Raw genomic sequence first — 24,753 nt, forward strand, 5'->3', positions numbered from 1 at the left:
CGTACCGCCTCGCCCCGCTCCACATCGTCGACGCGAGCACCCGGGGCGCCCGGGCCCTCGCCGCCCGGTACGCCGATGTGGCCCTGGTCCGCGCCGCGACCCCGGCGGGGGCCGCCGCCGTACGCGAGGAACTGCGGGTCCTAGCGGCGAAGTCGGGGCGGGAGCCCGGCGCCCCGCGGGTCCTGGTGAGCCTGCGGGTCGACCTCGGCGGCGGGGAGTGCGCGGCCGAGCCGGGCCATGGCGGGGGCGGCCCCCGGCCCACCGCGCAGGGCCCGCTGTACCGGGGCGGCCCGGTCGATCTCGCGGACCTGCTCGCCGCCTGGCACACCGAGGGCGCCGCCGACGGCTTCCACCTGGTCCCCGTCGAACCCCGCCGCGACCTGGAACGGCTGGTCAACGGCACGGTGGCGTTACTCCAGCACCGCGGCCTGTTCCGCACCTTCTATCCGGGGGGCACCCTGCGCGAGCACCTGGGCCTGGCCCGCCCCGCCCCGCACGCACCGGGGCCGAAGAAGACACCGCACACAAAGAGATGGAACGGCATGGCAATCGACGCGTTCGACGCATGGAAGCAGTGGCGGGAGAAGCGGGAGGAGTCGGTCACCGCACCCTATGGACCGCTCGCGCTGACCGGCACCCACTGGATCGAGGACCGGCCGGAGGGGCGACTTCCGGACATTCCAGGGATTTGGCTGGCGGATGGCGAAGGCATTGTGCTGACGGCCACCGAGAGCGACGGACTCCAGGTGGACCGCCGCCCCTTCACCGGGGAGATCCGGCTGACCGCCGACACCGGCCCGGAGGCCGCAGCCCGCGTCTCGCTCGGCGAGAAACGGCTGGTCGTCCTGGTACGTGAGGGCAGTTGGGGGGTGCGGGTCTACGACCCCGGCGCCGAGGCCCGCCGGGCCTTCCGGGGCATCGCGGCCACCGAGTACGACCCCGGCTGGTCGGTGCCGGGCCGCTTCACACCGTACGAGGCGCAGCGCGTCCTGCGGCTCGGCAACGCGGACGGCAGGACCCGCGGGTTCGCCCTCGCCGGTGAACTCTCCTTCACCCTGGCCGGCCGGGAGCGGACGCTGGCCGTGGCGCGGCAGGGCGAGGGCCCGCTGTGGGCGGTGTTCGCCGACGCCACCAGCGGCGACACCAGTTTCCGGTTCCGCTTCCTCTACCCACAGGCGCCGGACGCGCAGGGCCGTACGACCGTCGACTTCAACCGCGCCCAGCTGCCGCCCTGCGCCTTCGCCGATCACTTCCTCTGCCCCCTCCCGCCGCCCGGGAACACGCTGGACACAGCGGTGGAGGCGGGGGAGCGGACACTGCGCTGACGCCAACGGGAGTTAAAGCGACGGCCGTTGGGCAAAGGAGGGCTAAAGTCCGACGGCCGAAAGGCACCCTTGTGCGTACCGGGCGGTCGGCCGAATACTCCCCTCAGCGCTTGTCAGGGACATGTATAACCGCAACCCGGTCTCGACCCTGACTGCGCCTCACCGGGCCCCGACCCCACGCGGGCCCCCGACTCCCCTTGGAGGGAACGAAAAGTGAGGATCAAGCGCACCACTGCCCCGACCGGCTCGGCGAGACGGACCCGGCTGATCGCCGTGGCCGCGGGCTTCCTGGCCGCCGCGGCGTTCGCCGCCCCCACGGCGAACGCCAGCGACGCCCACACCTTCAGCGCCGCGCAGCTCACCCAGGCGAGCGACTCGGTGATGAAGGCGGACATCCCCGGCACCGCCTGGGCCGTCGACGCCAAGAACAACCATGTCGTCGTCACCGTCGACGACACGGTCTCCCAGGCCGAGATCGCCAAGATCAAGAAGCAGGCCGGCGCCGACGCGGGCGCGCTCACCATCAAGCACACGGCCGGCACGTTCAACAAGCTGATCAGTGGCGGCGACGCCATCTACGGTGGCCAGTACCGGTGTTCGCTCGGCTTCAACGTGCACAGCGGCAGCACGTACTACTTCCTGACCGCCGGGCACTGCGGCCAGGTCGCCTCCACCTGGTACAGCAACTCCGGGCACACCACCACGCTGGGCACCAATGTGGGCTACAGCTTCCCGGGCAATGACTTCGCTCTGGTCAAGTACACCAACTCCTCGATCGCGCACCCGAGCGCGGTCGGCAGCCAGACCATCTCCAGCGCGGCCACCCCGAGCGTGGGCCAGACCGTCTACCGGCGCGGCTCGACCACCGGTACGCACAGCGGCAAGGTCACCGCGCTCAACGCCACCGTCAACTACGGCAGCGACGGCATCGTCTCCGGCCTGATCCAGACCACGGTCTGCGCCGAGGGCGGCGACAGCGGCGGCCCGCTGTACAACGGGTCCGTGGCCTACGGTCTGACCTCCGGCGGCAGCGGCGACTGCACCTCCGGCGGTACGACCTTCTTCCAGCCGGTGACCGAGGCGCTGAGCTACTACGGCGTCACGCTCCCCTAACCGGCCCCGGCTTCGGCCCGGCCGATGTGAGCCCCCGCACATATGCGCCTGTGCGGGGGCTTCTTCATGTCCGGCTTGTGAAGGAAGGGCGACGGCGGCGAAGGAAACAAGCCATGTGCCGTCGTCACGTTCCGATGAAGACCACTCGCCCGTCGTGTTTGCGCCCCGAAATTTCCTCGGTGGTGACGGTGGATCATCGGTGAACGGACGTGCGAGGTCCGTTCCTCGGTGCGTCCGGAACTCGGCCTTGTGGGTTCCCTGTGGGTTTCGGAAGAGTGGGCGCCCGTCAACCAGCCTTCCGGTCGTCGGGTCCCCACAATCCGGCGGTCGTCCCCCCACAGGAGGACATGAGTTGAAGCACCGACGCATACCCAGGCGCCGGCTCCTGATGGCCGGCGCGGGTGTCGCCGCGCTGGCCGCAGCGGGTGTCACCTTGCAGAATGCGAACGCCAGTGAGCCCGCGAAGCCCGCTGTCCAGGCCCGGCCGCTGTCCGCTCCGGCGGCCGCGACGCTGGCCTCCGACCTGACCGCGCACCTCGGTTCGGACACGGCGGGCAGCTACTACGACGCCAAGGCCAGGAGCCTTGTCGTGAACGTGCTCGACAAGACCGCCGCGAAGGCGGTCGAGGCCAAGGGCGCCAAGGCCAGAATCGTCACCCACACCCTCGCCCAACTCGACGGCGCCCGTACGACGCTGAAGAAGGACGCGACCATCCCGGGCACGTCCTGGTCCATCGACCCGGTGTCGAACAAGGTCGTCGTCACGGCCGACAAGTCCGTCACCGGGGCCCGGTGGGACAAGCTGAGCAAGGTGGTCGACGGGCTCGGCGGCACGGCCGAACTCAAGCGGTTCCAGGGCGAGTACAAGCCCTTCATCGCCGGCGGCGACGCCATCAACGGCTCCGGCGGCCGCTGCTCGCTCGGCTTCAACGTGGTCAAGGACGGGCAGCCGTACTTCCTGACCGCCGGGCACTGCACCGCGGACATCTCCAGCTGGTCGGACGCGGACGGCCAGGAGATCGGGCAGAACGCGGAGTCCCACTTCCCGGGCACCGACTTCGGCCTGGTCAAGTACACCTCGGACGCCGCCCACCCGAGCGAGGTCGACCTCTACGACGGCTCGACCCAGAAGATCACCGGCGCCGCCGAGGCCACGGTGGGCATGAAGGTCACGCGCAGCGGGTCCACCACCCATGTGCACGACGGCACGGTCACCGGTCTGAACGCCACCGTGAACTACCAGGAGGGCTCGGTCAGCGGACTGATCCAGACCGATGTCTGCGCCGAGCCCGGCGACAGCGGCGGCTCGCTGTTCTCCGGTGACAAGGCGATCGGCCTGACCTCAGGCGGCAGCGGCGACTGCACCTCCGGCGGGGAGACCTTCTTCCAGCCGGTCACCGCCGCCCTCTCCGCCACGGGCACCACCATCGGCTGACCGAAGCACCGCACGACGTCCCGTCCCGGATCCTCGGGGCGGGATGTCGTGTTTCAGGCCATCGGTCACTCTCCCTCACCCTCGGGTGAAGAATCACTCATCTGTTCGAACGGGCTCGCCGACCAGCGCCGACGAAGCTAGAGTATTCGAAGTATTCGAACGGGCGTACGATGAACGTATCGGGCGTATGGCTGAAAAGGGGTGGAGTGAGGGAGGTGCGGCATGGCGGGCTTCGCCCATCTGCATGTCGCGTCCGGCTACTCCGCCCGCTACGGCGCCGCGCACCCGGAACAGCTGGTGCGCCGCGCGGCCGAGCGGGGCATGACGGCGCTCGCGCTGACCGACCGGGACACGGTCACCGGCGCTGTTCGATTCGCACAGGCGTGTGCGCGGGAGGGGGTGCGGCCGGTCTTCGGCGTCGATCTCGCGGTGGAGGCCCTCGCCCCACCGCCACCCGCCCTGCGCCGCCGCACCCCGGCGCGCGGCGGCGCCCATGTGATCGAGCCGCCGCTGCGTGTCGTGCTGCTCGCCCGGAGCCGGGAGGGCTGGGCGCGGCTGTGCCGGATCACCTCGGCCGCCCACGCGGACGCGCTCGGCAACCGGGCGCCGGTGGTGCCGTGGTCGGCGCTGCGGGAGCACGGCGGCCCCGGGCTGCTGGCCCTGCTCGGCCCTCTCTCGGAGCCGGCGCGGGCGCTGTCGGTGGGCCGGGAGGATGTCGCGGTTCGGCTGCTGGCGCCGTGGCGGGAGGTCTTCGGGCGGGAGGTCCGGCTGGAGGCCGTCGCGCAGAAACGTCCCGGCACGGGTCCCGGCTCCCTTCGCCTCGCCGCCCGCACCCTGGCACTGGCCGACCGCACCGGTACGACCGCCGTCCTCACCAACGCCGTCCGCTACGCCGACCCCGCCCAGCACCGCCTCGCCGATGTCCTGGACGCCGCCCGGCTGCTGCGGCCGATCGACCGGCGCCGCCTGGACAGCGGGCAGCGCTGGCTCAAGGACGAGCGGGCGATGACGGTCCTCGCACGCATGATCGCCGAGTGTGCCGGAGCCGATGAGCGCCGGGCCCGCCGACTGCTCGCGGACACCGCCGCCACGGCCGCCGAATGCGCCCTCGACCCCCGCGCCGACCTGGGCCTGGGCACCCCGCACTTCCCCGAGCCCGCGCTCTTCGGCGCCGACCCCGGGGCGGACGGCGCCGCCCGGCTGCTGCGCCGGCGCTGCGCGGAGGGCCTGGCCCGCCGGGGCCTCGACCGCGACCCGGTGGCGCTCGCCCGCCTCGACGAGGAACTCGCCGTGATCTCCCGGCTGCGCTACGACTCGTACTTCCTCGCCGTCGGCCAGGTCGTCGCCGATATCCGGGCCAAGGGCATCCGGGTCGCGGCCCGCGGCTCGGGCGCCGGCTCGCTGGTCTGCCACGCGCTGGGCATCGCCACCGCCAACCCGCTCGAACACCGGCTGCTGTTCGAACGGTTCCTCAGCGACCGCCGGGTCTCGCTGCCCGACATCGACATCGACGTGGAGTCCGCGCGGCGCCTGGAGTGCTACGACACGATCTTCGAGCGGTTCGGCAAGGAGCGGGTCGCGGTCACCGCGATGCCCGAGACCTACCGGGCGCGCCGGGCCCTGCGCGACACCGGCCTCGCCCTCGGCATCGCGCCCGCGGAGGTCGACCGGATCGCCAAGAGCTTCCCGCATCTGCGCGCCTGCGACATCACCGGCGCCCTCGCGGAACTGCCCGAGCTACGGCAACTGGCCGCCGAGGCGGGCCGGTTCGGACCGCTGTGGGAGCTGGCCGAGGGGCTCGACTCGCTGGTCCACGGCATGGCCATGCACCCCTGCGGCGTGGTCATCAGCGACGCGACCCTGCTGGACCGGCTGCCGGTGCAGCCCACCCCGCAGGGCGACTACCCGATGGCCATGGCCGCGAAGGAGGAGATCGAGGCGCTCGGCAACATCAAACTCGACGTCCTGGGCGTGCGGATGCAGTCCGCGATGGCCCACGCCGTCGCGGAGCTCGAACGGACCACCGGCGACCGTATCGACCTGGACGACCCCGAACAGGTGCCGCTGGACGACGTGTTCGCGTTCAAACTCCTCCAGGAGAGCCAGACCCTCGGCCTGTTCCAGCTGGAGTCGCCCGGCCAGCAGGACCTGCTGTCCCGGCTCCAGCCGCGCAACCAGCAGGACGTCATCGCCGACATCAGCCTCTTCCGCCCCGGACCGGTCGCGGGCGGCATGCCCGAGCGGTACATCGCCGCCCGGCACGGCGGCACCCCGCGGTACGCCCACCCGGACCTGGAGCCGGTGCTCGCCGACACCTACGGCGTGACCATCTGGCACGAGCAGATCATCGAGACGCTGGTGGTGCTGACCGGCTGCGACCGGGCCTTCGCGGAGATCACCCGGCGGGCGCTCGGCGACAAGGAGCGGCTGCCCGAGATCAGGGACTGGTTCCAGCAGCGGGCCCGTGCGCGCGGCTACGGCACGGCGGTCCGTGAGGAGGTCTGGCGGACGATCGAGGCCTTCGGGGCGTACGGCTTCTGCCGGGCGCACGCGGTCGCCTTCGCCGTACCGGCCCTCCAGAGTGCCTGGCTCAAGGCGCACCATCCGGCCTTCCTGCTGGCCGGGCTGCTCGAACACGACCCCGGGATGTGGCCCAAGCGGGTGCTGGTCGCCGACGCGCGCCGGCGCGGGGTGCCGGTGCTGCCCGTCGACGTCAACCGGTCCGCGACCCGGCACACCGTGGAGAAGACCGACGGGGACCGATGGGGGGTGCGCCTCGCGCTGTCCGCCGTGCACGGCATCGGCGAGCAGGAGTGCGCGCGGATCGAGGCGGGGCAGCCGTACGGATCGCTGTCCGACTTCTGGCAGCGGGCCCGGCCCAGTCGCCCGGTCGCCGAACGCCTCGCGGAGATCGGGGCGTTGGGCGCCCTGCACGACGGCCGGCTCACCCGGCGCGATCTGCTGCTCCAGCTCGCCGAACTGCACCGGGCCGCCCGCAACCGGTCCGCGGGCACCGGCCAACTGCCCCTGATCGCGGGGGCCGTCGGCGGTTCCGAGCCGAGCGGGCTGCCGGAGATGACCGGACGCGAGGCGCTCGGCGCGGAGTTGAACACCCTCGGCATCGATGTCTCCAAGCACCTGATGGAGCACCACCACCGGCTGCTGCGCGAGATCGGCGCGACCGACGCGGCGCATCTGGCCGGACTGCGCGCCGGGCAGCAGGTCCTGGTCGCGGGTGTCCGGGCCTCCACCCAGACCCCGCCGATCGCGAGCGGCAAGCGGATCATCTTCGTCACCCTGGAGGACGGCTCCGGCCTGGTCGACCTGGCGTTCTTCGAGGACTCCCACCCGGCCTGCGCCTACACCGTCTTCCACAGCGGGCTGCTGCTGGTGCGCGGCACGGTGCAGGTGCGCGGCACCCGTCGTACCGTCGTCGGCTCGATGGCCTGGGACCTGGACGAGATCGCCGCGGCCCGCCGGGACAACGGTCCCGAGGCCGCGCTCGCCCTGCTCGGCCGGAGCCGTCCGCATCCGACGCCCGCCCAGCCGCGGCGCACCCTGGCCAACGGCACCACCGGCGCCCGGCTGCACCCGTACGCCGATCTGCTGCCCGCGGGCAGCAGATCGGCCGACCTGAAGAAGTTCGGTTACACCAGTCCGGGGAGCGCGGGATGAGCATCCGTCAGCGGCACATCGCCCAGTTGTATCTGCACGGCTCGCTGAACGAGGAGCAGTACGGCCATGTAATCGAACTGGTGTCTGATATCACGCCCCATGTGCAGGAGATGCCGCCCGACGCCGTGCAGTTGGACCTGACCTCGGCGCTGCGGTACTTCGGCCTGTCCCCCTATGACGTGGTCCAGATGACGATGATGCGTCTGAAGGCCCTCTACGGCATCGACAGCAGCGCGGGGCTCGCGGGCAACCGGATGCTCGCGGCGATGGCGGCCGATGTGTCCGCGCCCGGCGAGACCACCTGGGTGCCCGCCGAACAGGCCGCCGCATGGCTGCGCCCCCGGCCGGTCACCGCGCTGCCGGGGATCGGCCGCGGCACGGCGGCGACGCTCGGCCGGTACGGACTGCACCACATCGGCCAGCTCGCCGACCTCTCCCCGGCCACCCTGCAACGCCTGCTCGGCGCGGGCACCGCCCGACTGCTGGCCGAACGCGCCCGCGGCCACGACCCGCGCCCGGTCCTGCCCCGGGAGGCGGCGGACCGGCTGACCGCCGATCTCGTGCTGGACCGGGACTGCCTCGATCCGGCGGAGCGGCACCGGTCCGTCCTCGGGCTCGCCGACCGGATCGGCCAACTCCTGCGCGCGGAGCGGCGGGTGGCGGGCCGGGTCACCCTCACCGTGCGCTACGCCGACCGCAGCTCCAGCACCCGGGCGCGCACCCTGCCGGAGGCCACCGACCACTCGCCCGCCCTCGCCGCGGCGGCCCTCGGCCTGCTGTCCGCCCTCGGTCTGCAACGGGCCCGGGTGCGCGCCTTCACGCTCCGCGCCGACCGTCTCCGTCCGGCCGCCGACGCCTTCCACCAGCTCTCCCTGGACCCCGCCGACACCCGCGCCCGCGCCGTCGAGGCCGCCGCCGACCGTGCCCGCAGGCGCTTCGGACCGGACGCGGTACGGCCCGCGGCGACGGCGCGGCCGGCCCGTGACTCCCGTGGCGGCGGGGTCAGTTGGTCCATGGCGGGGTGAGCAGGCCGCCGTCCGCCGGCTCGGCCGTGAGCCCGACGGAGGTGGTGACCCAGGAGATCGCGGTGTGCTCGGTCCACGCCCAGGGTGGACCCGGCGTTGACGATCACCGTGTCGCCCGCAGAACTCCGAAGCCATGGCCCTGTCCGTCGCCCTGCTCGCCGAGGAGGGCGATCTCACCCAGCGCATCCATGAGGGGGTCGTGGCGCGCGGCTTCGCCGGTCTGCGGCCCGCGCACGGATCGCCTTCGCGCGGCTCGCGCCGGACGGCGCCACCGTCACCGAACTCGCCGCGCACCTCGGGGTGGCCAAGCAGGCGGCGAGCCGGCTGGTGGACGAGGTGGTGCGCAGGGGGTACGCCGAGCTGCGGCCGCATCCGGGGGACGCGCGGGCGCGGTTGATCGTGCTGACCGAGCGCGGACGGGCCTGCACCCGGGCGGCGGAGGCGGCGGCCGAGGTGGTCGGCGGCCGGCGCGAGCTGCTGGGCGAGACGGAAGTGCGGGCACTGTGGGGGGAGTTTGGCGAAGCTCTCGCCCTATGGGCCGGTGCGGCGCGTGTGGTGACGGCACGTCAGGCGGGTGGTTGAGGCGGGAAGTTTTACTTGCGCGTAACTTCCCCCGGAGGCTACCCGCCCGTAACTTGACGAATGAACAGCATCCTCGTGATCCGGATCACAGGGCCAGTCCGCCGTATCCCCCTTGAGCCGCAAGGAGATCACCCGATGCTGCCCTGGAAGCGAGTCCTCAGACCCCTCACCGCGCTGCTGCTGTCCGCCGCCGCGATCGCCCTGCCCGCCACGGCCGCGCACGCCGACACCGCCACCCACAGCGGCTGGAACGACTACTCCTGCAAGCCGTCCGCCGCGCACCCCCGCCCCGTCGTGCTGGTCCACGGCACCCTCGGCAACTCGGTCGACAACTGGCTCGGCCTCGCCCCCTACTTGGAGGCCCGCGGGTACTGCGTCTTCTCCCTGGACTACGGCCAGCTCCCCGGCGTCCCCGTCTTCCACGGGCTCGGCCCCATCGACCAGTCGGCCGCGCAGCTCGCCTCCTTCGTGGACCAGGTGCGCTCCGCCACCGGCGCCGCCAAGGTCGACCTGGTCGGGCACTCCCAGGGCGGCATGATGCCCCGCTACTACCTGAAGTTCCTCGGCGGCGCGGCCAACGTCAACGCGCTCGTCGGCATCGCCCCCGACAACCACGGCGCCACCATCAGCGGCCTGACCAACCTGCTGCCGTACTTCCCCGGCGCCACCGACCTGGTCAAGGCCACCACCCCCGGCCTCGCCGACCAGATACCCGGCTCCGCCTTCCTCACCAAGCTCAACGCGGGCGGCGACACCGTGCCCGGGGTGCGCTACACGGTCATCGCGACCCAGTACGACGAGGTGGCCACCCCCTGGCGCAGCCAGTACCTCAGCGGCTCCGACGTGCGCAACGTCCTGCTCCAGGACCTGTGCCCGCTGGACCTCTCCGAGCATGTGCTGGCCGGCCTGAGCGACCGCATCGTCTTCCACGAGGTCGCCAACTCCCTCGACCCCGCGCACGCCGGCACCACCACCTGCGCCTCCGCCCTCAGCTGACGGCCGGGCGCGGGGTCAGCCGTCGGGCCACCAGGTGCGCGCGATGTCCTTGCGCACCTCGGGGCGTCCCGCCGGACGCTCCTCCGCCTCCTCGCGGATCCGGTGGCCGTCCGTCCTCTTCAGCGGCTTCCGCACGGTCGTACGGCGCATGGCTGCCTCCTTCGGTGCCTACCGGATCCCGCGCGGGGCGGAGGTAGACGCTTGAGGGGAGAGTTCCCCAATTGTCCGGGGCTGTCAGTGGTGTGTGTCACTCTCCGGTCATGACCGATGAGCGTGCGCACAGCGAGACGACCGCCCAGCCGCCGGACTGGGACGCGCGGGCCGCCGGCTTCGACGAGGAGCCGGACCACGGCCTGCGCGATCCCGCCGTGCGGGCCGCCTGGGCGGCCAGACTCCGCTCCTGGCTGCCCGGGCACCCCGCCGATGTGCTCGACCTCGGCTGCGGCACCGGCAGCCTGTCGCTGCTCGCCGCCGAGCAGGGACACCGGGTGACGGCCGTCGATCTGTCCCCGGCCATGATCGAGCGGGCCCGCGCCAAGCTCGCCGGGCACCCGGCCGAGGTGCTGTGCGGACCGGCCGAGACCCCGCCGGTGGGGGAGCGCCGCTTCGATGTGGTCCTCGTCCGCCATGTGCTGTGGACGCTGCCCGACCCGGCCCGGGTGCTGCGGCACTGGCGGGAGCTGCTGCGCCCCGGCGGCCGGTTCGTGCTGGTCGAGGGCGTCTGGGGCGAGTCGCACCCGGTCGGTATACCCGCGGACCGGCTCACCGCGCTGCTGGCGCCGCTGACGGCCGGGGCGCGCGTGGAACGGCTGTCCGGTGACGCCGTGCTGTGGGGGAAGGAGGTGACGGACGAGCGGTACGCGGTGGTGGCGGGCGTCTGAGCGCCGCCGGGCGGGCGGTTCAGGCCAGCAGGTCGCCGAAACCGCCCGCGCGGGCGAGCCGCTCCAGCTCGTCGAGGGCGGCCACGGCGGCCGCGGCCGCCCCCGGATCCCGCTCGGCCAGGCCGCTCGCGGCGAACTCGTCCTCGTCCAGCCGGCGTACGTCCCCGCCGTCGGCGGAGCGCCACAGGTCCAGGTCGAGATCCTCCACCACCAGGTCCGCGCCGGTGCGGACCGCGGGCCGGGTGATGTCGCAGTACCAGCCCTTGACCCGGCCGTCCGCGGCACGGACCTCCTTCACCGCGTACCACCGGTCGCGCCAGTAGTACTCGGTGAACACATCGCCCGGCTCGAAGCGCACGAACCCGAAGTCACGGGTGCCGTCGCCCGCCCAGGGGGCGCGGACCACGACCCGGGTGCCGTCGTCCCCGAGCAGCCCGGCCGGGTAACGGATCTTCGTACGGCCGCCCTTGACCAGGCTGACGCTCAGCTCGGCCGTAGGCTCAGCCGAGTTCGCGGACATGGCGGACCTCCGTCGCACAGATCTCGTAGCCGAGCCACTTGTTGATCGCGATCATCGGATCATTGCCCGCGTCATTGCCCGTGAACGCGTCGGTGACACCGGCGGCGCGGGCCCGGTGCAGGGAGTGCAGCTTGGCGAGCTTGGCCAGACCGCGGCCGCGGTGGGCGCGGGCGGTGCCGGTCATCGCGGTGGAGTACCGGCCGTCGGCGTCGGTGTAGGCGACGGTGAAGGCGACGGGGCGGCCGTCGACGCACGCGGCCATGGTCAGTTCGCGGTTCAGCAGCGGATGGTTCCAGGTGCTGGTCAGCCAGTCGTCGTAGCCCCGGGACTCCAGGTCGAGGTCGCCCGGCTCGTCCGTGAGGGTCTCCGCGTCCAGCTCGAACAGGGGGCGCGGGTCGTCGGCGAACTCGGCGGCCGCGCGCAGCTCCACGCCCGGCGGGGTGGGCGGGAGCGGCGGCAGTTCGCCGCCGGCCAGGTCCAGCCGGAGGAAGTGCGCGGACCGGCCGGCCCGGTAGCCGTGCCGCTCGGCGAAGGCGCGGTTGGCCGGTGCGTCCAGGATCCAGCTGAACACCCTGGTGGCGTCCAGCGCGGCCAGGTACTCCTCGGCCGTGCGCAGCAGCAGCGTGCCCGCGCCGCGGCCAGTCCGGTCCGGCCGGACGTAGATGTTCAGCAGGCCCTGGCCCGGCTCGGTGCTGTCGTACGCCAGCAGGACCTGGGCGGTGCCGACGATCTCGCCGTCCTCCTCCGCGACGAGCGGGCGGTAGCGGGCGTCGGGATGGGTGTGCAGCGTGTTGTGCCGGACCGATTCCGAGGTGAACAGGATGTACGGCAGGGCGAGTCGGCGCACCCGGGCGAAGCCCTCGGTGTCGGCCGGCACGCCGGGGCGCACCTCACGGACGATCAATGTCATGTGGAGGGACCGTACGGGGAGTTGTCCGGGGGGTGCCTCTCATTTTCCCGCGCGTGCGTCAGAATCGGGCTGTGAGCCTGAAGATCCGCATCGATGACAGCGCGCCCCCCTACGAGCAGGTGCGGGCGCAGATTTCCGAGCAGGCACGGTCCGGGGGGCTGCCCGTGGGGTACCGGCTGCCGACCGTGCGGGGGCTGGCCGAGTCCCTGGGGCTCGCGGTGAACACGGTGGCCAAGGCGTACCGGGCGCTGGAGGGCGACGGGGTGATCGAGACCCGCGGGCGCCTCGGCACGTATGTGGCCGCCGCCGGCTCGGCCGCGGAGCGCGAGGCGTCGACGGCCGCGCAGGCGTACGCCGACCGGGCGCGGCGGCTGGGGCTGGGGGAGGAGGAGGCGCTGTCCGCGGTGCGGGACGCCCTGCGGGCGGCTTACGGGGAGTAGCCGCAGGGGTGGGTGGCCGGGGACAGGGGCGCGTCAGTGCCGTCCCGCCGGTTCCGGGAACCTCGTCACCGCCAGGCCCGCCCTCCTCGCCGCCTTCCCGAAGGTCACCGCGTCCGCCACCGCCGCGCCGCCCGGGTCGTTGTTGAAGTAGGCGTGGACGGTCTCGTCGTCGGGGAAGGCCGTGGCGATGCGGTCCACCCAGGTTTCCAGGGCGCGGTGGCCGTAGTGGGGCCAGGGGTGGGCGCGGCCCTGGTGGAAGCGGACATAACCCCAGTCGGTGGTGCGCCACAGTGGGGTGACCGGGCGGGACAGGACGTCGGCCCAGCACAGGGCCGCGCCGCGGGAGACGAGGACCTCGCGCACCTCGGGCGTCCACCAGGAGTCGTGCCGGGGCTCCACCGCGACCCTCGTACCGCGTGGGAAGCAGGCCAGGCAGGCGTCCAGCAGGGCCGGGTCGGCGCGCAGTGTGGGCGGGAGCTGGAGCAGCACCGGTCCGAGCCGGTCGCGCAGGCCAGCCGCGTGGGTCAGCAGCCGGTGCACCGGCTCGGCGGGGTCCTTCAGCCGTCTGATGTGGGTCAGATAGCGGCTGGCCTTGACCGCGACCACGAAATCCGGCGGCACCCGGGACCGCCAGGCGGCGAAATTGTCGTACGACGGCAGCCGGTAGAACGCGTTGTTGATCTCCACCGTGGCGAACAGCCTGGTGTACTCCTCCAGCCACAGCCGCGCCGGGACCCCGGCCGGATAGACGCGGTCCCGCCAGTCCTTGTACTGCCACCCGGAGGTGCCGACCGACAAGGTCATGTCTTCATGAAAGCACTACAGGTACAGCCCCGCGTCCGCGCCGTTGCGCGCCCCCGGTACCGAGGTCGGCGTGGTGCCCCGGCGCAGCGCGTACAGCTCGGCCAGGGTGGCGCCCTCGCGGCCGACGCCCTCCTCCGTGCCGAGCCAGTGCACCGACTCCTCGTGGGTCAGCGGGCCCACCTCGATACGGGCCAGACAGCGGCCGGGGCGGACCACGGCGGGGTGCAGGCGCTCCAGGTCCTCGTTCGTGGTGACGCCCACCAGGACATTGCGGCCCTGGCCGAGCAGCCCGTCGGTGAGGTTCAGCAGCCGGGACAGCGCCTGGCCCGCGGTGTGCCGGGCCTCGCCGCGGATCAGTTCGTCGCAGTCCTCCAGGAGCAGCAGCCGCCAGCGGCCCTTGCCCGCGCCGTCCTCCTCGCCGATCGCGATGTCCATCAGATAGCCGACGTCGGAGAAGAGCCGCTCGGGATCGAGGACGCAGTCCACCTGGCACCAGTCCCGCCAGGAACGGGCCAGGGTGCGCAGCGCCGAGGTCTTGCCGGTGCCCGGCGGGCCGTGCAGCAGCAGGAGGCGGCCCGCGATGTCCTCCGGCGTGGTCTTCATCAGCCGGTCCATCGCCTCGGCGACCGGCGCGGTGTAGTTGGCGCGCACCTCCGACCAGGTGCCGGCCGAGATCTGCCGGGTGGTGCGGTGCGGGCCGCGGCGCGGGGACACGTACCAGAACCCCATCGTCACGTTCTCCGGCTGGGGTTCGGGCTCGTCGGCCGCGCCGTCCGTCGCCCGGTCGAGGATCTCCTGGGCCAGCTCGGCGCTGGTCGCGGTCACGGTGACATCCGCGCCCCGGCTCCAGCGGGAGACCAGCAGGGTCCAGCCCTCGCCCTCGGCGAGGGTGGCGCTGCGGTCGTCGTCCCGGGCGACCCGGAGCACCCGGGCGCCCTCGGGCAGCAGGGTCGCGCCGGAGCGCACGCGGTCGATGTTCACCGCGTGCGAGTACGGCTGCTCGCCCGTCGCGAAACGGCCGAGGAACAGCGCGTCGACGACGTCGGACGGCGAGTCGGAATCGTCGACGTGGAGCCGGATCGGCAGAGCGTCGTGCGGGTTCGCAGGCATGCCGCCATGATCCGCCACCGATGCCCTCCGTGCACGGCATTTCCACCGCTTGTCCCGGGTGTCCCGGGGTTGTCCGAGGTCTGCCCAAGCCCCGGACCGCGCCGATACTGTTGCCCTTGATGGCACGTCATGGGTGGGTATCGGTTGGCCGGCGATGGCGGCTCGGCGCCCTGTTCGGGGGGATAGCGGCGGCGCTCGCCCTGCTGGTGAGCCTGGTCGGCGGACCGCCCGGCACCTCGGCCGCGCCGCGCGGCACCGTGAAGCCGTACGTCGGCTGGGGCTTCACCCACACCCAGTTCAGCGCCGACGAGGGCGCGCCCGCGGCCACCGCCCGGGTGCGGGGGCTCCTCAAGGCGGACGGCGGGACGGCGCAGGACCAGGCGATCATGGGCTGGGGCGCGGACAACCCCGAACCGTCCCCGGGGCACTACGACTTCGCCGCCCTGGACCGCCGGATCGCCTTCGTTCGCGCCTCCGGCGGCACCCCGGTGATCACCCTGTGCTGCGCCCCTGACTGGATGAAGGGCGGCAAGTCCGGGGCGAGCCACACCGACTGGAGCCGGTCGGCCCTGGAGACCGCGCCCGCCCCCGCCCACTACCAGGACTTCGCCGACCTCGCCGCGACCGTGGCCCGGCGCTATCCGGACGTGAAGCACTTCCTCGTCTGGAACGAGTTCAAGGGCTTCTGGGACGAGGCCGCGGGCCGCTGGGACTACGAGGGGTACACCGATCTGTACAACCGCGTGTACCGCGCCCTGAAGGAGACCGGCGAGGACGTCATGGTCGGCGGACCCTATCTGCCGATGGACAGCGTCGCCCCGACCGACCCCGACGCCTCCCGCCAGGTGCGGGGCGACTGGGGTGCGATGGACCAGCGGGTGCTCGACGCCTTCTCCTACTGGAACGCGCACAAGGCGGGTGCCGACTTCACCGTCGTCGACGGCGCCAGCTATCCCAACGGCGGCAGCCCGCGGCCCGACGAGTTCACCGCCACGCAGAAACTGACCGCCGTCAGTGCCTGGGTACGGCGGCAGACCCATGACCTTCCCCTGTGGTGGGCCGAGTACTACGTGGAGCCCGGCGACGGCGACGCCGGCTGGTCCGAGCCGCACCGGGTCGCCGTCCAGGCCACCGGCATGATCGCCCTGGCCGGGGGCGGCGCCGGTGCCGGCTTCTACTGGAACCCCGAGAAGCGCACCGGCACCGCCTGCCCCGGCTGCCTGTGGACCCCGACCGACCGCGCCGACGGAGGGCGGCCGCTGCCCATGTACGACCTGCTGTCCCGGTTCGCCGCCGCCTTCCCGCCGGGCACCCGTCACCGCACGGTCCCCGTCGACCCGGCCACCGCGTCCGACCTGCGGGTCCTCGCGAGCGACCGCGCCGTCCTCGTCGTCAACACCCGCGACCACGCGATCAGTACGCGGGTGGACGGCGACCGGCTCACGCTGCGGCCGTACGAGGTGAAGTGGCTCGACCGCTGACCCTCACTTCAGGGTCAGGAACCGCTGCACCAGCACCGCCAGCACCACCGCAAGCAGCGGCAGGGAGAACCAGAAACTCCCCTGGAGCAACCGCAGTTGGCGCACCCCGGGCCGCACCGCCACCCGCACCACCTCGCGCGCCGCCAGCAGCAGCATCAGGACGACGGCGGACAGCGCCCCGACCACCGACCAGGGCGTCCAGGTCACCCGGGGTCCGATCGGCCCGGGGCGCGGCTCGGGGACCGGGCCCGGGGGCCGCGCGCGCAGGGCGTACACCGTGACGTCGTCGTTGACCAGGACCTTCGTCAGCTCCGGCCGGGCGTCCAGGCTCCGGGTGAGCCGGGGCCCCCAGGCCGTCGGATAGCCCGCGTCCAGCCGCAGATACGTCACCTGGCTCTCGTTCACCAGGAGATACGACTGCGGCCCCGCGCCCTTGAGCGCCTCGACCAGCCCGGACACCCGGGCGGGGTCGGTCGGGGCGAGCATCGGGACGTAGTCGACCCGCTCCATGTCCTTGGCGCCCCACGGCAGCGACGGCGTCACATCGTTGACCGTGTCATTGCTCAGCCACAACAGCCGGACGGTCGGCCGGTCATGGGCGTACACCCAGTTCATCGCCGCGACCTCGCCGGGCCGGGTGCGTTCGAAGGGCTCGTTGCCCCACCGGGCCACCAGGAAGCCCCCCATCAGCAGCAGCCCGGCGAGCAGCGCGACCGCGGGGGCGAGGACCGGCCGCCGTGATCCCGTGGGGCGGGGGAAGAGGGCGAGGGCGCCGAGCAGGGCCGCGCCCGGCACCGCGAACATGAAGACGCGCAGCGCCATTTCACCGCCGTACGACTGCATGCCGAAGCCCAGGAACGGCACGAAGGTGAGGACCGGCAGGGACCGTTCGCGGTACCGGTGCAGGCGCCGGCGCCACCAGCCCCCGCAGGCCAGGGCCAGGACGGCACCGGCCAGCAGCACCCGGGTGTACAGGACCAGCTTGTGGGTCGGATCGCCGCCCTGGATACGGCCGGAGACGGAGGTGGAGACATTGCCGCCGATCCCGCCGATGCCGCCGAAGAGGTCGTCGAAGTGCCCGGACCAGTACGGCTCCGCCATGAAGCCGAGCCAGACGGCGACGAGCACCGCGCACAGCAGGGGCAGCCCGCGCAGCTCGCAGCGGCGCAGCAGGACGAGGGCCGCGAGGACGCCCAGCATCACGAACGGGGTCAGCTGGTGCGCGGGCACGGTCGCGGCGTACAGGCCCAGCGACAGCAGCAGGAGGACGGTCCGCCCGCGCCGGTCGAGCGGCGGGGGTTCCGCCTCGCCGGGGCGCAGCCGTGCCGTCAGGGCCCGGGGCGGGCGGAACCAGACCAGCAGGACCGCCGTGAAGAGCAGATACAGCAGGAAGGTGAAGCCCTGCGGGGAGAAGTAGTCCTGGCCGACCCAGCCGCACAGCACGAACAGCCAGACGCCGGTCCACTTCGCCCGCCAGTCCGCGCGCACCGACCGGACCAGCAGCAACATCGGTGCCAGATAGGCGAGTTGGATCGCCGTCGGCCACCAGCGGATGACCTCCGTGAAGTCGGTGACCCCGCAGGCCCGGCCGACGAACGCGGCCACCGCGAAGAAACCGGGCCAGCTCCAGCGGGCGTCCAGGTCCGGGACGGCCGACCCGGTGCGGTCGATGTAGTCCAGGAAGCCCAGGTGCTGCCAGGCCGTCGCGAACCGCGGCTCGGTCTCGATCACGGCCGGCAGCGCGTGCAGCGACACGACCGTGACGAGCAGTGTCACCATCAACAGGGCCCGGTGTTCCCGGCGTTGCCACAGCAGCCCGGCGAACACCACGACCAGCAGCGCCGCGCCGAGAAGCGTGGGCCACGGCAGCACCGAGACCAGACCCAGGCCGCCCATCCGGTCCAGATCACCCTCCCCGAGCCGCAGGGCGGGGAGCCAGTAGAGAAGGAGGGCGGTGATCAGGAGAAAGGTGAGGAGGAGGGTGGAGCGCAGACGGCGGGCGGGGGGAGCGGGGTCCGGCGCGGGCTCCGGCCCCGCGGGGGGTACGGCCTTCTCGGCGACCCGCTCGCGGGCCCACGCCGGCACCCGGCGCCGTACCGGCTCCTCCTCCCGCAGCCCCAGATCCGCCAGATCCCCGTCCGGCGCCACCGTGTCCGGCACGCCGCCCGCACCCCGCCCGGACCCGGACACCTGCCCCGCCCGCACCGTCCGCCACAGTCGCGGCGCGGCGATCGAGACGATCACGGCCAGGCTGGAGATCTCGGCGACCCCCGCCCCCGCGAGCCCCGTCCGGGGCAGGAGCAGCAGGGTGAGCCCGAGGACCAGGACGCACAACAGGCCCTGGAGCCAGGCGAGTCCGGCGGTGCGGCTCTGGGCGCGCAGCACGGCGAAGTAGGTCTCCATGACGACCCGGAGCAGGGTGCCCACGGCGAACAGGCGCAGCAGCCCGGTCGCCGCGTCCGCGTAGCCCGCGCCGAAGACGCCGAGGATCCAGGGCGCGCCGAGGAACAGCGCGGCGCTGATCGGCAGCATGATCCGGGCCATGCGCCACAGCGCCGCGCGGGCGTTGGCGGCCAGCCGCTCCGGGTCGTGCGAGCCCTCGACGGTGAGGGACGCGCCCATGTTGACGGCGAGCAGATTGCAGGTCCCGCTGATGGTGGTGGTGATGTAGAAGTACGCGTTCTCCGCTGAGCTGACCTGCGCCGCGATGATCACCGGCACCAGATAGACCACGGCGAGCGAGAACAGGGAGCCGGTGTAGTCCCCGGCAAGGAACCGCCCGACCTCCCGCGCGGGCGGCGGCCCGGCCCGCCCGGCGGTCGCCGCGACATGGCGGGGCACCAGGCGCCGGAACACCAGCCAGCCCAGCGGCACCACGGAGGTGGCGATCGCGGCCACCCAGGACACGAAGACCCCGGTGGCCGGCACGGCGACGGCGAACGCGGCGAGCAGCACCAGCTTCACCGCCGAGAACACCGTGTTGCCCACCGGCACCCAGGGCGCGCTGCGCAGCCCGGTCAGCACCCCGTCCTGGAGGGTGAGCAGGTTCCAGGCGACCACGGCCGCCACGAAGCCGAGGCCGGGAAGCAGGCCGTGCAGAAAGCGGTACGAGGGCCCCCAGGCGTCCAGCGTGCCCAGGAACACTCCGGCGGCCAGCGCGACGACCAGTGAACTGCCCGCGTACGTACGGAAGATGAAGCGTCCGGTGCGCTTCCCCGACACCGGGATGAACCGGGCGAGCGCGCCAGTCAAGGTTACCGCGGTGAGCCCGGCGAGCAGCTTCATCGCGGCGATGGCGGCCGAGCCCCGGCCGACCGCGGCATCGGAGTAGTAGTGCGCCGCGGCCAGCCAGAAACCGAGGCCCAGCACGGCGGAGATCCCGGTGTTCAGCATCAGCGCGTACGCGTTGCGCAGCAGCGGACCCCCGCCCGGGGCGCGGGCGGTGCCGGGCGCCTTCGCCGCCTCCGGGCCGGGCGCGGTGGTCGTGTCAGTCACGGGCCCGACCGGCCCTCCAGAGTGCAGGGCCGACCCGCCGTGCCCCGCGCACGAGCGCGTACCCCCGGGTGAGGGCCCGGTCCCGGGCGAAAGTACGGCCGATGTCCTGGCCCCGCAGCAGCCGCGTGAACTCCTCGGCGTCCGTACGGCGGCGCACCGTGACCCGGCGCAGCGCGTACGGCCCCTGGGCGCGGCGGGCGAGCCCGTTGCCGACGGCGAGCGCCTGCGCGTACCCGGCCGCGCGCACCGCCCGGCGCACCCGGCGACTGGAGTAGCCGTAGGGATACGCGAACGACCGTGGGCGCGCCCCGAGTTCACCGGTGAGGATCTCCGTGCACCGGCCCAGCTCCTCGGCCAGCGCCGCCTCGTCCAGCTGGTCCAGCTGGGGATGGGTGTGGCTGTGCCCGCCGATCTCCACACCAAAGGCGGCGAGCCGGCGCACCTGGTGCCAGTCGAGCATGGTGTCGAGGCCGCCCCCGGTGTCGTACGCGCCCCGCAGCCAGCCGGTGGAGACGAACAGGGTGGCCGGGAAGCCGTGCCGGGCGAGCAGGGGCAGGGCGTGCCGGTGCACGCCCTCGTAGCCGTCGTCGAAGGTGATCAGCACCGGGCGCGCGGGCAGCGGCCGGCCGCCGCGCCAGTGCGCCGCCAGCTCGGCGGTGGTGACGGGTGTGCTGCCCGACTCCCTGATGAGGGACATCTGTTCGGCGAAGGCGTCCGGTGTGACGGACAGGGTCCGGGTGGCGGCGCTGGGCGCCGCTGCGACCGAGTGGTACATGAGGACGGGCACCGGCTGGTCACTCATGCGGGCCCCCGGTCCGGTCGCCGGTCCCGGCGGTGGCGTACGACCCACGCCGCGCCCGCAGGCTCCCCACCGCGAACCCTCCCGCGGCCGCGAGCACCCCGGCGACGATGGCGCCCGCACGGCCCGCCCCGCCCGGCCGGCCGAGCAGGGCGTCACGCAGTCCCCGCGCGACACCGGCGGGCAACACCCGGGTGGCGTAGCGGCGTTCTGACTCCAGCCCCTTGGCCGCGCCGACGCTGCGGGCCACCAGGGCCTTGGACAGGCCCTCGGCGTAGGCGCGGGTGCGGAAGTAGGCGAAGTCCTCCCGCACCCGTGGCACCCGGTGGTGGATCACCGCACGGTCGTCGATGAGCAGCACCCCGTCGGGGCGGGCGCGGGTGAGGCGGATGCACAGCTCCGTCTCCTCGCAGCCGAGCGGGCGCCGGCCGCCGTCGCGCCCGATGCCGGTGGCGAAGCCGCCCGCCGCCTCGAAGGCCGTACGCCGGAACGAGGCGTTGCCGCCCAGCACATTGCGCACCCGCACCCGGCCCGGCGGCAGGCCACGGTAGGTGCAGCCCACCACCCAGTCGAACTCCTCCGGGAACCAGGCGGGCCGCCTCCCGGACGCCCACACCGGCTCGGTGCGCCCGCCGACCGCCAGCACCCGGGGGTCGGCGTACGCCTCGGCGAAGCGGCGCAGCCAGTCCCGTTCGGCCACGGCGTCGTCGTCCAGGAAGGCGATCACCTCGCCGCGGGCGGCGGCGATGCCGGTGTTGCGGCCCGAGGACAGGCCGCGCGGACCGGAGTTGGGCAGCACGCGCACGTCCTCGGCCGTCCGGTACGCGCGCTCCAGCCGTTCGCCGAGGGCCGGGTTGTGGTCCACGACCAGAAGGGTCTCCAGGGCCGGGCACGACTGCGCGCGCACCGAGGAGACCGCCGCGAGGATGTCCACCCAGCGGTCCTCGGTGTAGGCGCAGATCACGACGGAGATGCCGGGATCGCTCAAGACACCTCTCCCCGCCGTGCCTTGAGCAGCGGGGAGTGCCGCACCCGGCGGCGCAGGGCACGCCGGTTGGAGCGCTCGCGCAGGATCACCCGCAGCACCCGCAGCCCGTCGCGCACCGCCCGCAGATTGCTGGTGCCGTGGATGCGCAGATACTCGTGGCTCGGGATCTCCTGCACTCTCAGGCCCGCCTTGACCACTCTGATGTTCATCAGCGTCTCGACCTCGAAGCCGGTGCAGTCGAGGTCGATCTTGTCGAGGCAGTGCCGCCAGAACGCGTTGTAGCCGTAGCACAGATCGGTGTAGCGGGCGCCGAACTTGCGGTTGACGACGGTGCACAGCGCCCAGTTGCCGAGCTTGCGCACGAAGGTCATGTCGTCAGTGCCGCCGCCGTTGGCGAAGCGGGAGCCCTTGGCGAAGTCGGCGCCGGAGACCAGCGCGGAGACATAGCTGACGATCTCCCCGCCGTCCGCCGAGCCGTCCGCGTCGACCATCACGATGATGTCGCCGGTGCACGCCTCGAACCCGGTGATCAGGGCGTCCCCCTTGCCCCGGCCGCGCTGCGGGACGACCTTCAGACGCGGCCACAGGGACCGGGCCACCTCGACGGTGTCGTCGGTGGAGTTGCCGTCCACGAGGACGACCTCGTGGATCCAGTCGGGGAGGCTCTTGAAGACGTAGGGCAGGTTCTTCGCCTCGTTCATGGCGGGGATCACGACGCTCACCGGTGGAGTGATCGCCAGATGTGAGGAGATGGGCCGGTAGTGCGTGACGAGCAGCGGTTCGCGGCCCGGACTCGGCGGGCGCAGCGCTGAACTCATGGTTGGTTCCCTCTCGTCCGGTGGGCCGCCCACCCCCGGGCGGCCCGGCTCAGGGTCCGGTTCGAAAGGGGGGTTCTCCTCCGGGGGCGCGGCGAGCGGAACTCCGTACCCCTGGACGAGCTGGCAAAGCTGTCCGGGCCACCGGACGGGCATGGCGGCCGGTCGCGCGGCCCGGCCCGGTCACCGCTCGCGGCCACCGAGCACGGCACCCCCCTACCGCGCTCCGCGACGGACCCACCAGGGCGCCCGGCCCTCCCCGGGGACCGTGCACCGGCGAACCGCCGCGGTTGAGCTGTATGACGGTATTGACGGTTGAGCCCGAAAGGCAAGACCTGGAAGGTGCCTCACCTTTCCCATGATTGGCCCGTTGCGTAACAGTGGCTCACCTTGCTCAGTCTTGTGCGCTTTTACCGGTAATTCGATCCCGGAGCTGCACGAGGAGCAGCAGGGCCAGGCTCAGCACGGCGACGGCGGCCACCCCGCCCCGGACGGACCAGTGGTGCACCGCGAGCATCACCTGGGCCACCAGCATGTCGACGACTACCGCACCCGCGAGTGCGCACAGGGCGCGGGCGAAGGGGTCGAGACCGCGCAGGGCGGCGGCGAGCGCGGCGGCCGGCGCGAGCAACAGGAAGAGCAGTGTGCACGGGCCGCGCAGCGCGGAGTTCGAACCGGTGAGGGCGAGCAGCGCGCCGACCGTCGAGACGGCGGCCGCGGCGCCCGCGAGCAGCGGCGACAGTTCCCTGTTGATCCGTAAGGTGCGCATTGGCGACTTTGCCCCTCGAAGCGCCGGATGCCGGGCTTTAATGTCGCGCAGGCCCGAGGGGGGCGTCAAGGGCGGCCGTCCCCCGAAAAATCCACTGGAGCAGGTGTCTGAGGCGTGGTCAACACAGTTGACATGTACGCGCAATACATAAGCAGTAAATCTTTGAAGACGGTCTTATTGAGAGTCAAAAATTCTTGACATGAACACTTCCGCTCAACGCGCGTAGTTGCTACTTAAGTTGCCGCAGACTTCCTGCCCACCTGGGAGACACACCATGAGACGTTCCCGCCTTGTCGGATTCGTTGCTCCACTCCTCCTTGCTCTCGGCCTCGGCTTCACGCAGGCGGCGTCGGCGCAGGCGGCATCCAACAGCGGTGGCTATGTGGCGCTCGGCGACTCCTACGCCTCCGGCGTCGGCGCCGGCAGCTACATCAGCTCCAGCGGCGACTGCGACCGCAGCACCAACTCCGCGGACTACCTGTGGAACGCCGCGCACAAGCCGGCCTCCTTCGCCTTCAACGCCTGCTCGGGCGCCACGACGGACGATGTGATGGCCAACCAGCTCGGCTCGCTCAACTCCTCCACCTCGCTGGTGTCCATCAGCATCGGTGGCAACGACGCCGGGTTCGCGAGCACCATGCAGACGTGCGTGCTGAACTCGGACAGCACCTGTCTGTCCGCCATCGCCAGCGCGAAGTCCTACATCGCCAACACGCTGCCCGGGAAGCTCGACACCGTCTACAGCGCGATTCACTCCAAGGCGCCCAACGCCCGTGTGGTCGTGGTCGGTTACCCGCGCTTCTACCTGCTCGGCCAGGTCTGCCTCGGTCTGTCCGACACGAAGCGGTCGGCCATAAACGATGCCGCCGACGCCCTGGACAGCACCATCCAGTCCCGTGTCTCCGCCCACGGCTTCGTCTTCGGTGACGTCCGCAGCGCCTTCTCCAGCCACGAGATCTGCTCCAGCAACTCCTGGCTGCACAGCCTCAACGTGCTGGACCTCACCGAGTCGTACCACCCCACCGCCGACGGTCAGTCCGGTGGCTACCTGCCGGCCCTCACCAACGCGGCCGGCTGACCCGAACGGGTGAGCATTCCACGACGTACCATCGGGCCCGCCCGTCAGGGTGAACCGACCCAGCGGCCCGAGGCGTCGACGTAACACCTGGTATCTCCCGGGTGAGCCCGCCGTGTGCACCCGGCGGGGCCGCCCAACACGGCGGCGGGGACTCTGGCCGATGGGGCCTCCGCCGACCGGAGGGCCGAGCGCGTGAGATGGACCACGTTCCCGGCCGCCTCCGCACAGCTTCCTCCGCCCGCGCCGCGACCGGCGCGGGCGGTCGCGGTCGCGGCGACGGGGCGACCGCCGCCGGGCCGCCGCCGGGACCCGTCGTCACCCTGGGGCTCCAGGGAGGCGGCGCGCCCTTGATCGCCAGGGGGCCGGCGCCGGACGGGCGTCACGCGCCGTGACGGCCGCCCCGGACCGGCGAACCGGCGCGCGCCGTCGGCCAGCCCATTGTCCAACTCGCCCTGAAACCGGTCGGATTCGGAGAGTAGTCGGCTTGGGATGGTCAACCGCCTTACGGGGAA

Annotated in this window: 20 protein-coding genes and 2 pseudogenes; 11 read left to right on the top strand and 11 right to left on the bottom strand. The window is 72.7% G+C overall.

All coding sequences use genetic code 11. From position 1 onward, the window contains the following. The first annotated feature begins 542 nt into the window (after positions 1-542). The 5 genes from HEP81_RS30025 to HEP81_RS30045 all read left to right on the top strand — a co-directional run bounded on the left by HEP81_RS30025 (position 543) and on the right by HEP81_RS30045 (position 8,573). The gene (locus HEP81_RS30025; RefSeq protein WP_037658339.1) at positions 543-1,325 is read left to right on the top strand and encodes a DUF1684 domain-containing protein; all 783 of its coding nucleotides are present in this window, start codon (positions 543-545) and stop codon (positions 1,323-1,325) included. Positions 1,326-1,538: 213 nt separating this feature from the next. After that, positions 1,539-2,438 (top strand): S1 family peptidase, encoded by a 900-nt coding sequence (locus HEP81_RS30030; RefSeq protein WP_037658277.1) that lies wholly within the window; start codon positions 1,539-1,541, stop codon positions 2,436-2,438. A gap of 352 nt (positions 2,439-2,790) precedes the next feature. After that, positions 2,791-3,873, top strand: a complete 1,083-nt coding sequence (locus HEP81_RS30035; protein ID WP_037658279.1) for a S1 family peptidase — start codon at positions 2,791-2,793, stop codon at positions 3,871-3,873. A 222-nt stretch (positions 3,874-4,095) separates the two neighbouring features. Continuing rightward, a complete protein-coding gene (locus HEP81_RS30040; RefSeq protein ID WP_037658281.1) occupies positions 4,096-7,548 on the top strand; it encodes a DNA polymerase III subunit alpha in 3,453 nt (1,150 codons plus the stop codon). Beyond that, complete coding sequence (locus HEP81_RS30045; RefSeq protein ID WP_051850314.1) at positions 7,545-8,573, top strand: DNA polymerase Y family protein; 1,029 nt, start codon at positions 7,545-7,547, stop codon at positions 8,571-8,573. Before HEP81_RS30040 ends, HEP81_RS30045 begins: the two co-directional genes overlap by 4 nt. On the opposite strand, the pseudogene HEP81_RS41685 reads toward HEP81_RS30045, so the two are convergent. Continuing rightward, positions 8,551-8,701: pseudogene (locus HEP81_RS41685) on the bottom strand (cupin domain-containing protein); the annotation flags it as partial. The gene HEP81_RS30045 and the pseudogene HEP81_RS41685 overlap by 23 nt on opposite strands. A 5-nt stretch (positions 8,702-8,706) precedes the next feature. Between HEP81_RS41685 and HEP81_RS30050 the strand changes: the two are divergent. Together HEP81_RS30050 and HEP81_RS30055 are read left to right on the top strand one after the other, a co-directional pair. Then, positions 8,707-9,132 (top strand): annotated as a pseudogene (locus tag HEP81_RS30050) (MarR family winged helix-turn-helix transcriptional regulator). A gap of 158 nt (positions 9,133-9,290) precedes the next feature. Continuing rightward, positions 9,291-10,151: an alpha/beta fold hydrolase gene (locus HEP81_RS30055; RefSeq protein WP_037658283.1), complete on the top strand. Its 861-nt coding sequence runs from the start codon at positions 9,291-9,293 to the stop codon at positions 10,149-10,151. A 15-nt stretch (positions 10,152-10,166) separates the two neighbouring features. On the opposite strand, the gene HEP81_RS42210 is transcribed toward HEP81_RS30055, so the two are convergent. After that, entirely contained in the window at positions 10,167-10,301 is a 135-nt protein-coding gene (locus tag HEP81_RS42210; RefSeq protein ID WP_086808153.1) for a hypothetical protein, read from the bottom strand. A 110-nt stretch (positions 10,302-10,411) separates the two neighbouring features. Between HEP81_RS42210 and HEP81_RS30060 the strand changes: the two genes are divergently transcribed. Beyond that, a complete protein-coding gene (locus tag HEP81_RS30060) occupies positions 10,412-11,032 on the top strand; it encodes a class I SAM-dependent methyltransferase (protein ID WP_037658285.1) in 621 nt (206 codons plus the stop codon). Positions 11,033-11,051: 19 nt separating this feature from the next. On the opposite strand, the gene HEP81_RS30065 is transcribed toward HEP81_RS30060, so the two are convergent. Further along, positions 11,052-11,552, bottom strand: a complete 501-nt coding sequence (locus HEP81_RS30065; protein ID WP_037658287.1) for a ribonuclease FAU-1 family protein — start codon at positions 11,550-11,552, stop codon at positions 11,052-11,054. Then, entirely contained in the window at positions 11,533-12,462 is a 930-nt protein-coding gene (locus HEP81_RS30070) for a GNAT family N-acetyltransferase (RefSeq protein ID WP_037658289.1), read from the bottom strand. Before HEP81_RS30070 ends, HEP81_RS30065 begins: the two co-directional genes overlap by 20 nt. 71 nt (positions 12,463-12,533) lie before the next feature. On the opposite strand from HEP81_RS30070, the gene HEP81_RS30075 reads away from it, so the two are divergent. Beyond that, positions 12,534-12,902 (top strand): GntR family transcriptional regulator, encoded by a 369-nt coding sequence (locus tag HEP81_RS30075; RefSeq protein ID WP_037658290.1) that lies wholly within the window; start codon positions 12,534-12,536, stop codon positions 12,900-12,902. 33 nt (positions 12,903-12,935) lie between these two features. Here HEP81_RS30075 and HEP81_RS30080 read toward each other — a convergent pair whose 3' ends face one another. Together HEP81_RS30080 and HEP81_RS30085 are read right to left on the bottom strand one after the other, a co-directional pair. Continuing rightward, positions 12,936-13,706, bottom strand: coding sequence for a DUF72 domain-containing protein (locus tag HEP81_RS30080; protein WP_037658292.1), 771 nt, complete (start codon positions 13,704-13,706; stop codon positions 12,936-12,938). A 15-nt stretch (positions 13,707-13,721) separates the two neighbouring features. After that, positions 13,722-14,816 (bottom strand): DUF5925 domain-containing protein, encoded by a 1,095-nt coding sequence (locus HEP81_RS30085; RefSeq protein ID WP_037658343.1) that lies wholly within the window; start codon positions 14,814-14,816, stop codon positions 13,722-13,724. A 119-nt stretch (positions 14,817-14,935) separates the two neighbouring features. Between HEP81_RS30085 and HEP81_RS30090 the strand changes: the two genes are divergently transcribed. Beyond that, positions 14,936-16,297, top strand: coding sequence for a glycoside hydrolase family protein (locus tag HEP81_RS30090; protein WP_037658294.1), 1,362 nt, complete (start codon positions 14,936-14,938; stop codon positions 16,295-16,297). A 3-nt stretch (positions 16,298-16,300) separates the two neighbouring features. On the opposite strand, the gene HEP81_RS30095 is transcribed toward HEP81_RS30090, so the two are convergent. The 5 genes from HEP81_RS30095 to HEP81_RS30115 form a co-directional block, all read right to left on the bottom strand. Beyond that, the gene (locus tag HEP81_RS30095; RefSeq protein ID WP_037658296.1) at positions 16,301-19,792 is read right to left on the bottom strand and encodes a lipopolysaccharide biosynthesis protein; all 3,492 of its coding nucleotides are present in this window, start codon (positions 19,790-19,792) and stop codon (positions 16,301-16,303) included. Further along, a complete protein-coding gene (locus tag HEP81_RS30100; protein WP_037658298.1) occupies positions 19,785-20,594 on the bottom strand; it encodes a polysaccharide deacetylase family protein in 810 nt (269 codons plus the stop codon). Before HEP81_RS30100 ends, HEP81_RS30095 begins: the two co-directional genes overlap by 8 nt. Beyond that, entirely contained in the window at positions 20,587-21,579 is a 993-nt protein-coding gene (locus HEP81_RS30105) for a glycosyltransferase family 2 protein (protein WP_037658300.1), read from the bottom strand. The genes HEP81_RS30100 and HEP81_RS30105 overlap by 8 nt, the downstream gene beginning before the upstream one ends. After that, the gene (locus HEP81_RS30110) at positions 21,576-22,397 is read right to left on the bottom strand and encodes a glycosyltransferase family 2 protein (RefSeq protein WP_037658302.1); all 822 of its coding nucleotides are present in this window, start codon (positions 22,395-22,397) and stop codon (positions 21,576-21,578) included. The genes HEP81_RS30105 and HEP81_RS30110 overlap by 4 nt, the downstream gene beginning before the upstream one ends. A 391-nt stretch (positions 22,398-22,788) precedes the next feature. Further along, positions 22,789-23,163: a hypothetical protein gene (locus HEP81_RS30115; protein ID WP_051850315.1), complete on the bottom strand. Its 375-nt coding sequence runs from the start codon at positions 23,161-23,163 to the stop codon at positions 22,789-22,791. 274 nt (positions 23,164-23,437) lie between these two features. On the opposite strand from HEP81_RS30115, the gene HEP81_RS30120 reads away from it, so the two are divergent. Beyond that, positions 23,438-24,241, top strand: coding sequence for an SGNH/GDSL hydrolase family protein (locus tag HEP81_RS30120; protein WP_037658304.1), 804 nt, complete (start codon positions 23,438-23,440; stop codon positions 24,239-24,241). Positions 24,242-24,753: the final 512 nt, after the last annotated feature.

The organism is Streptomyces griseofuscus, assembly GCF_014673495.1.
Taxonomy (GTDB): domain Bacteria; phylum Actinomycetota; class Actinomycetes; order Streptomycetales; family Streptomycetaceae; genus Streptomyces; species Streptomyces murinus.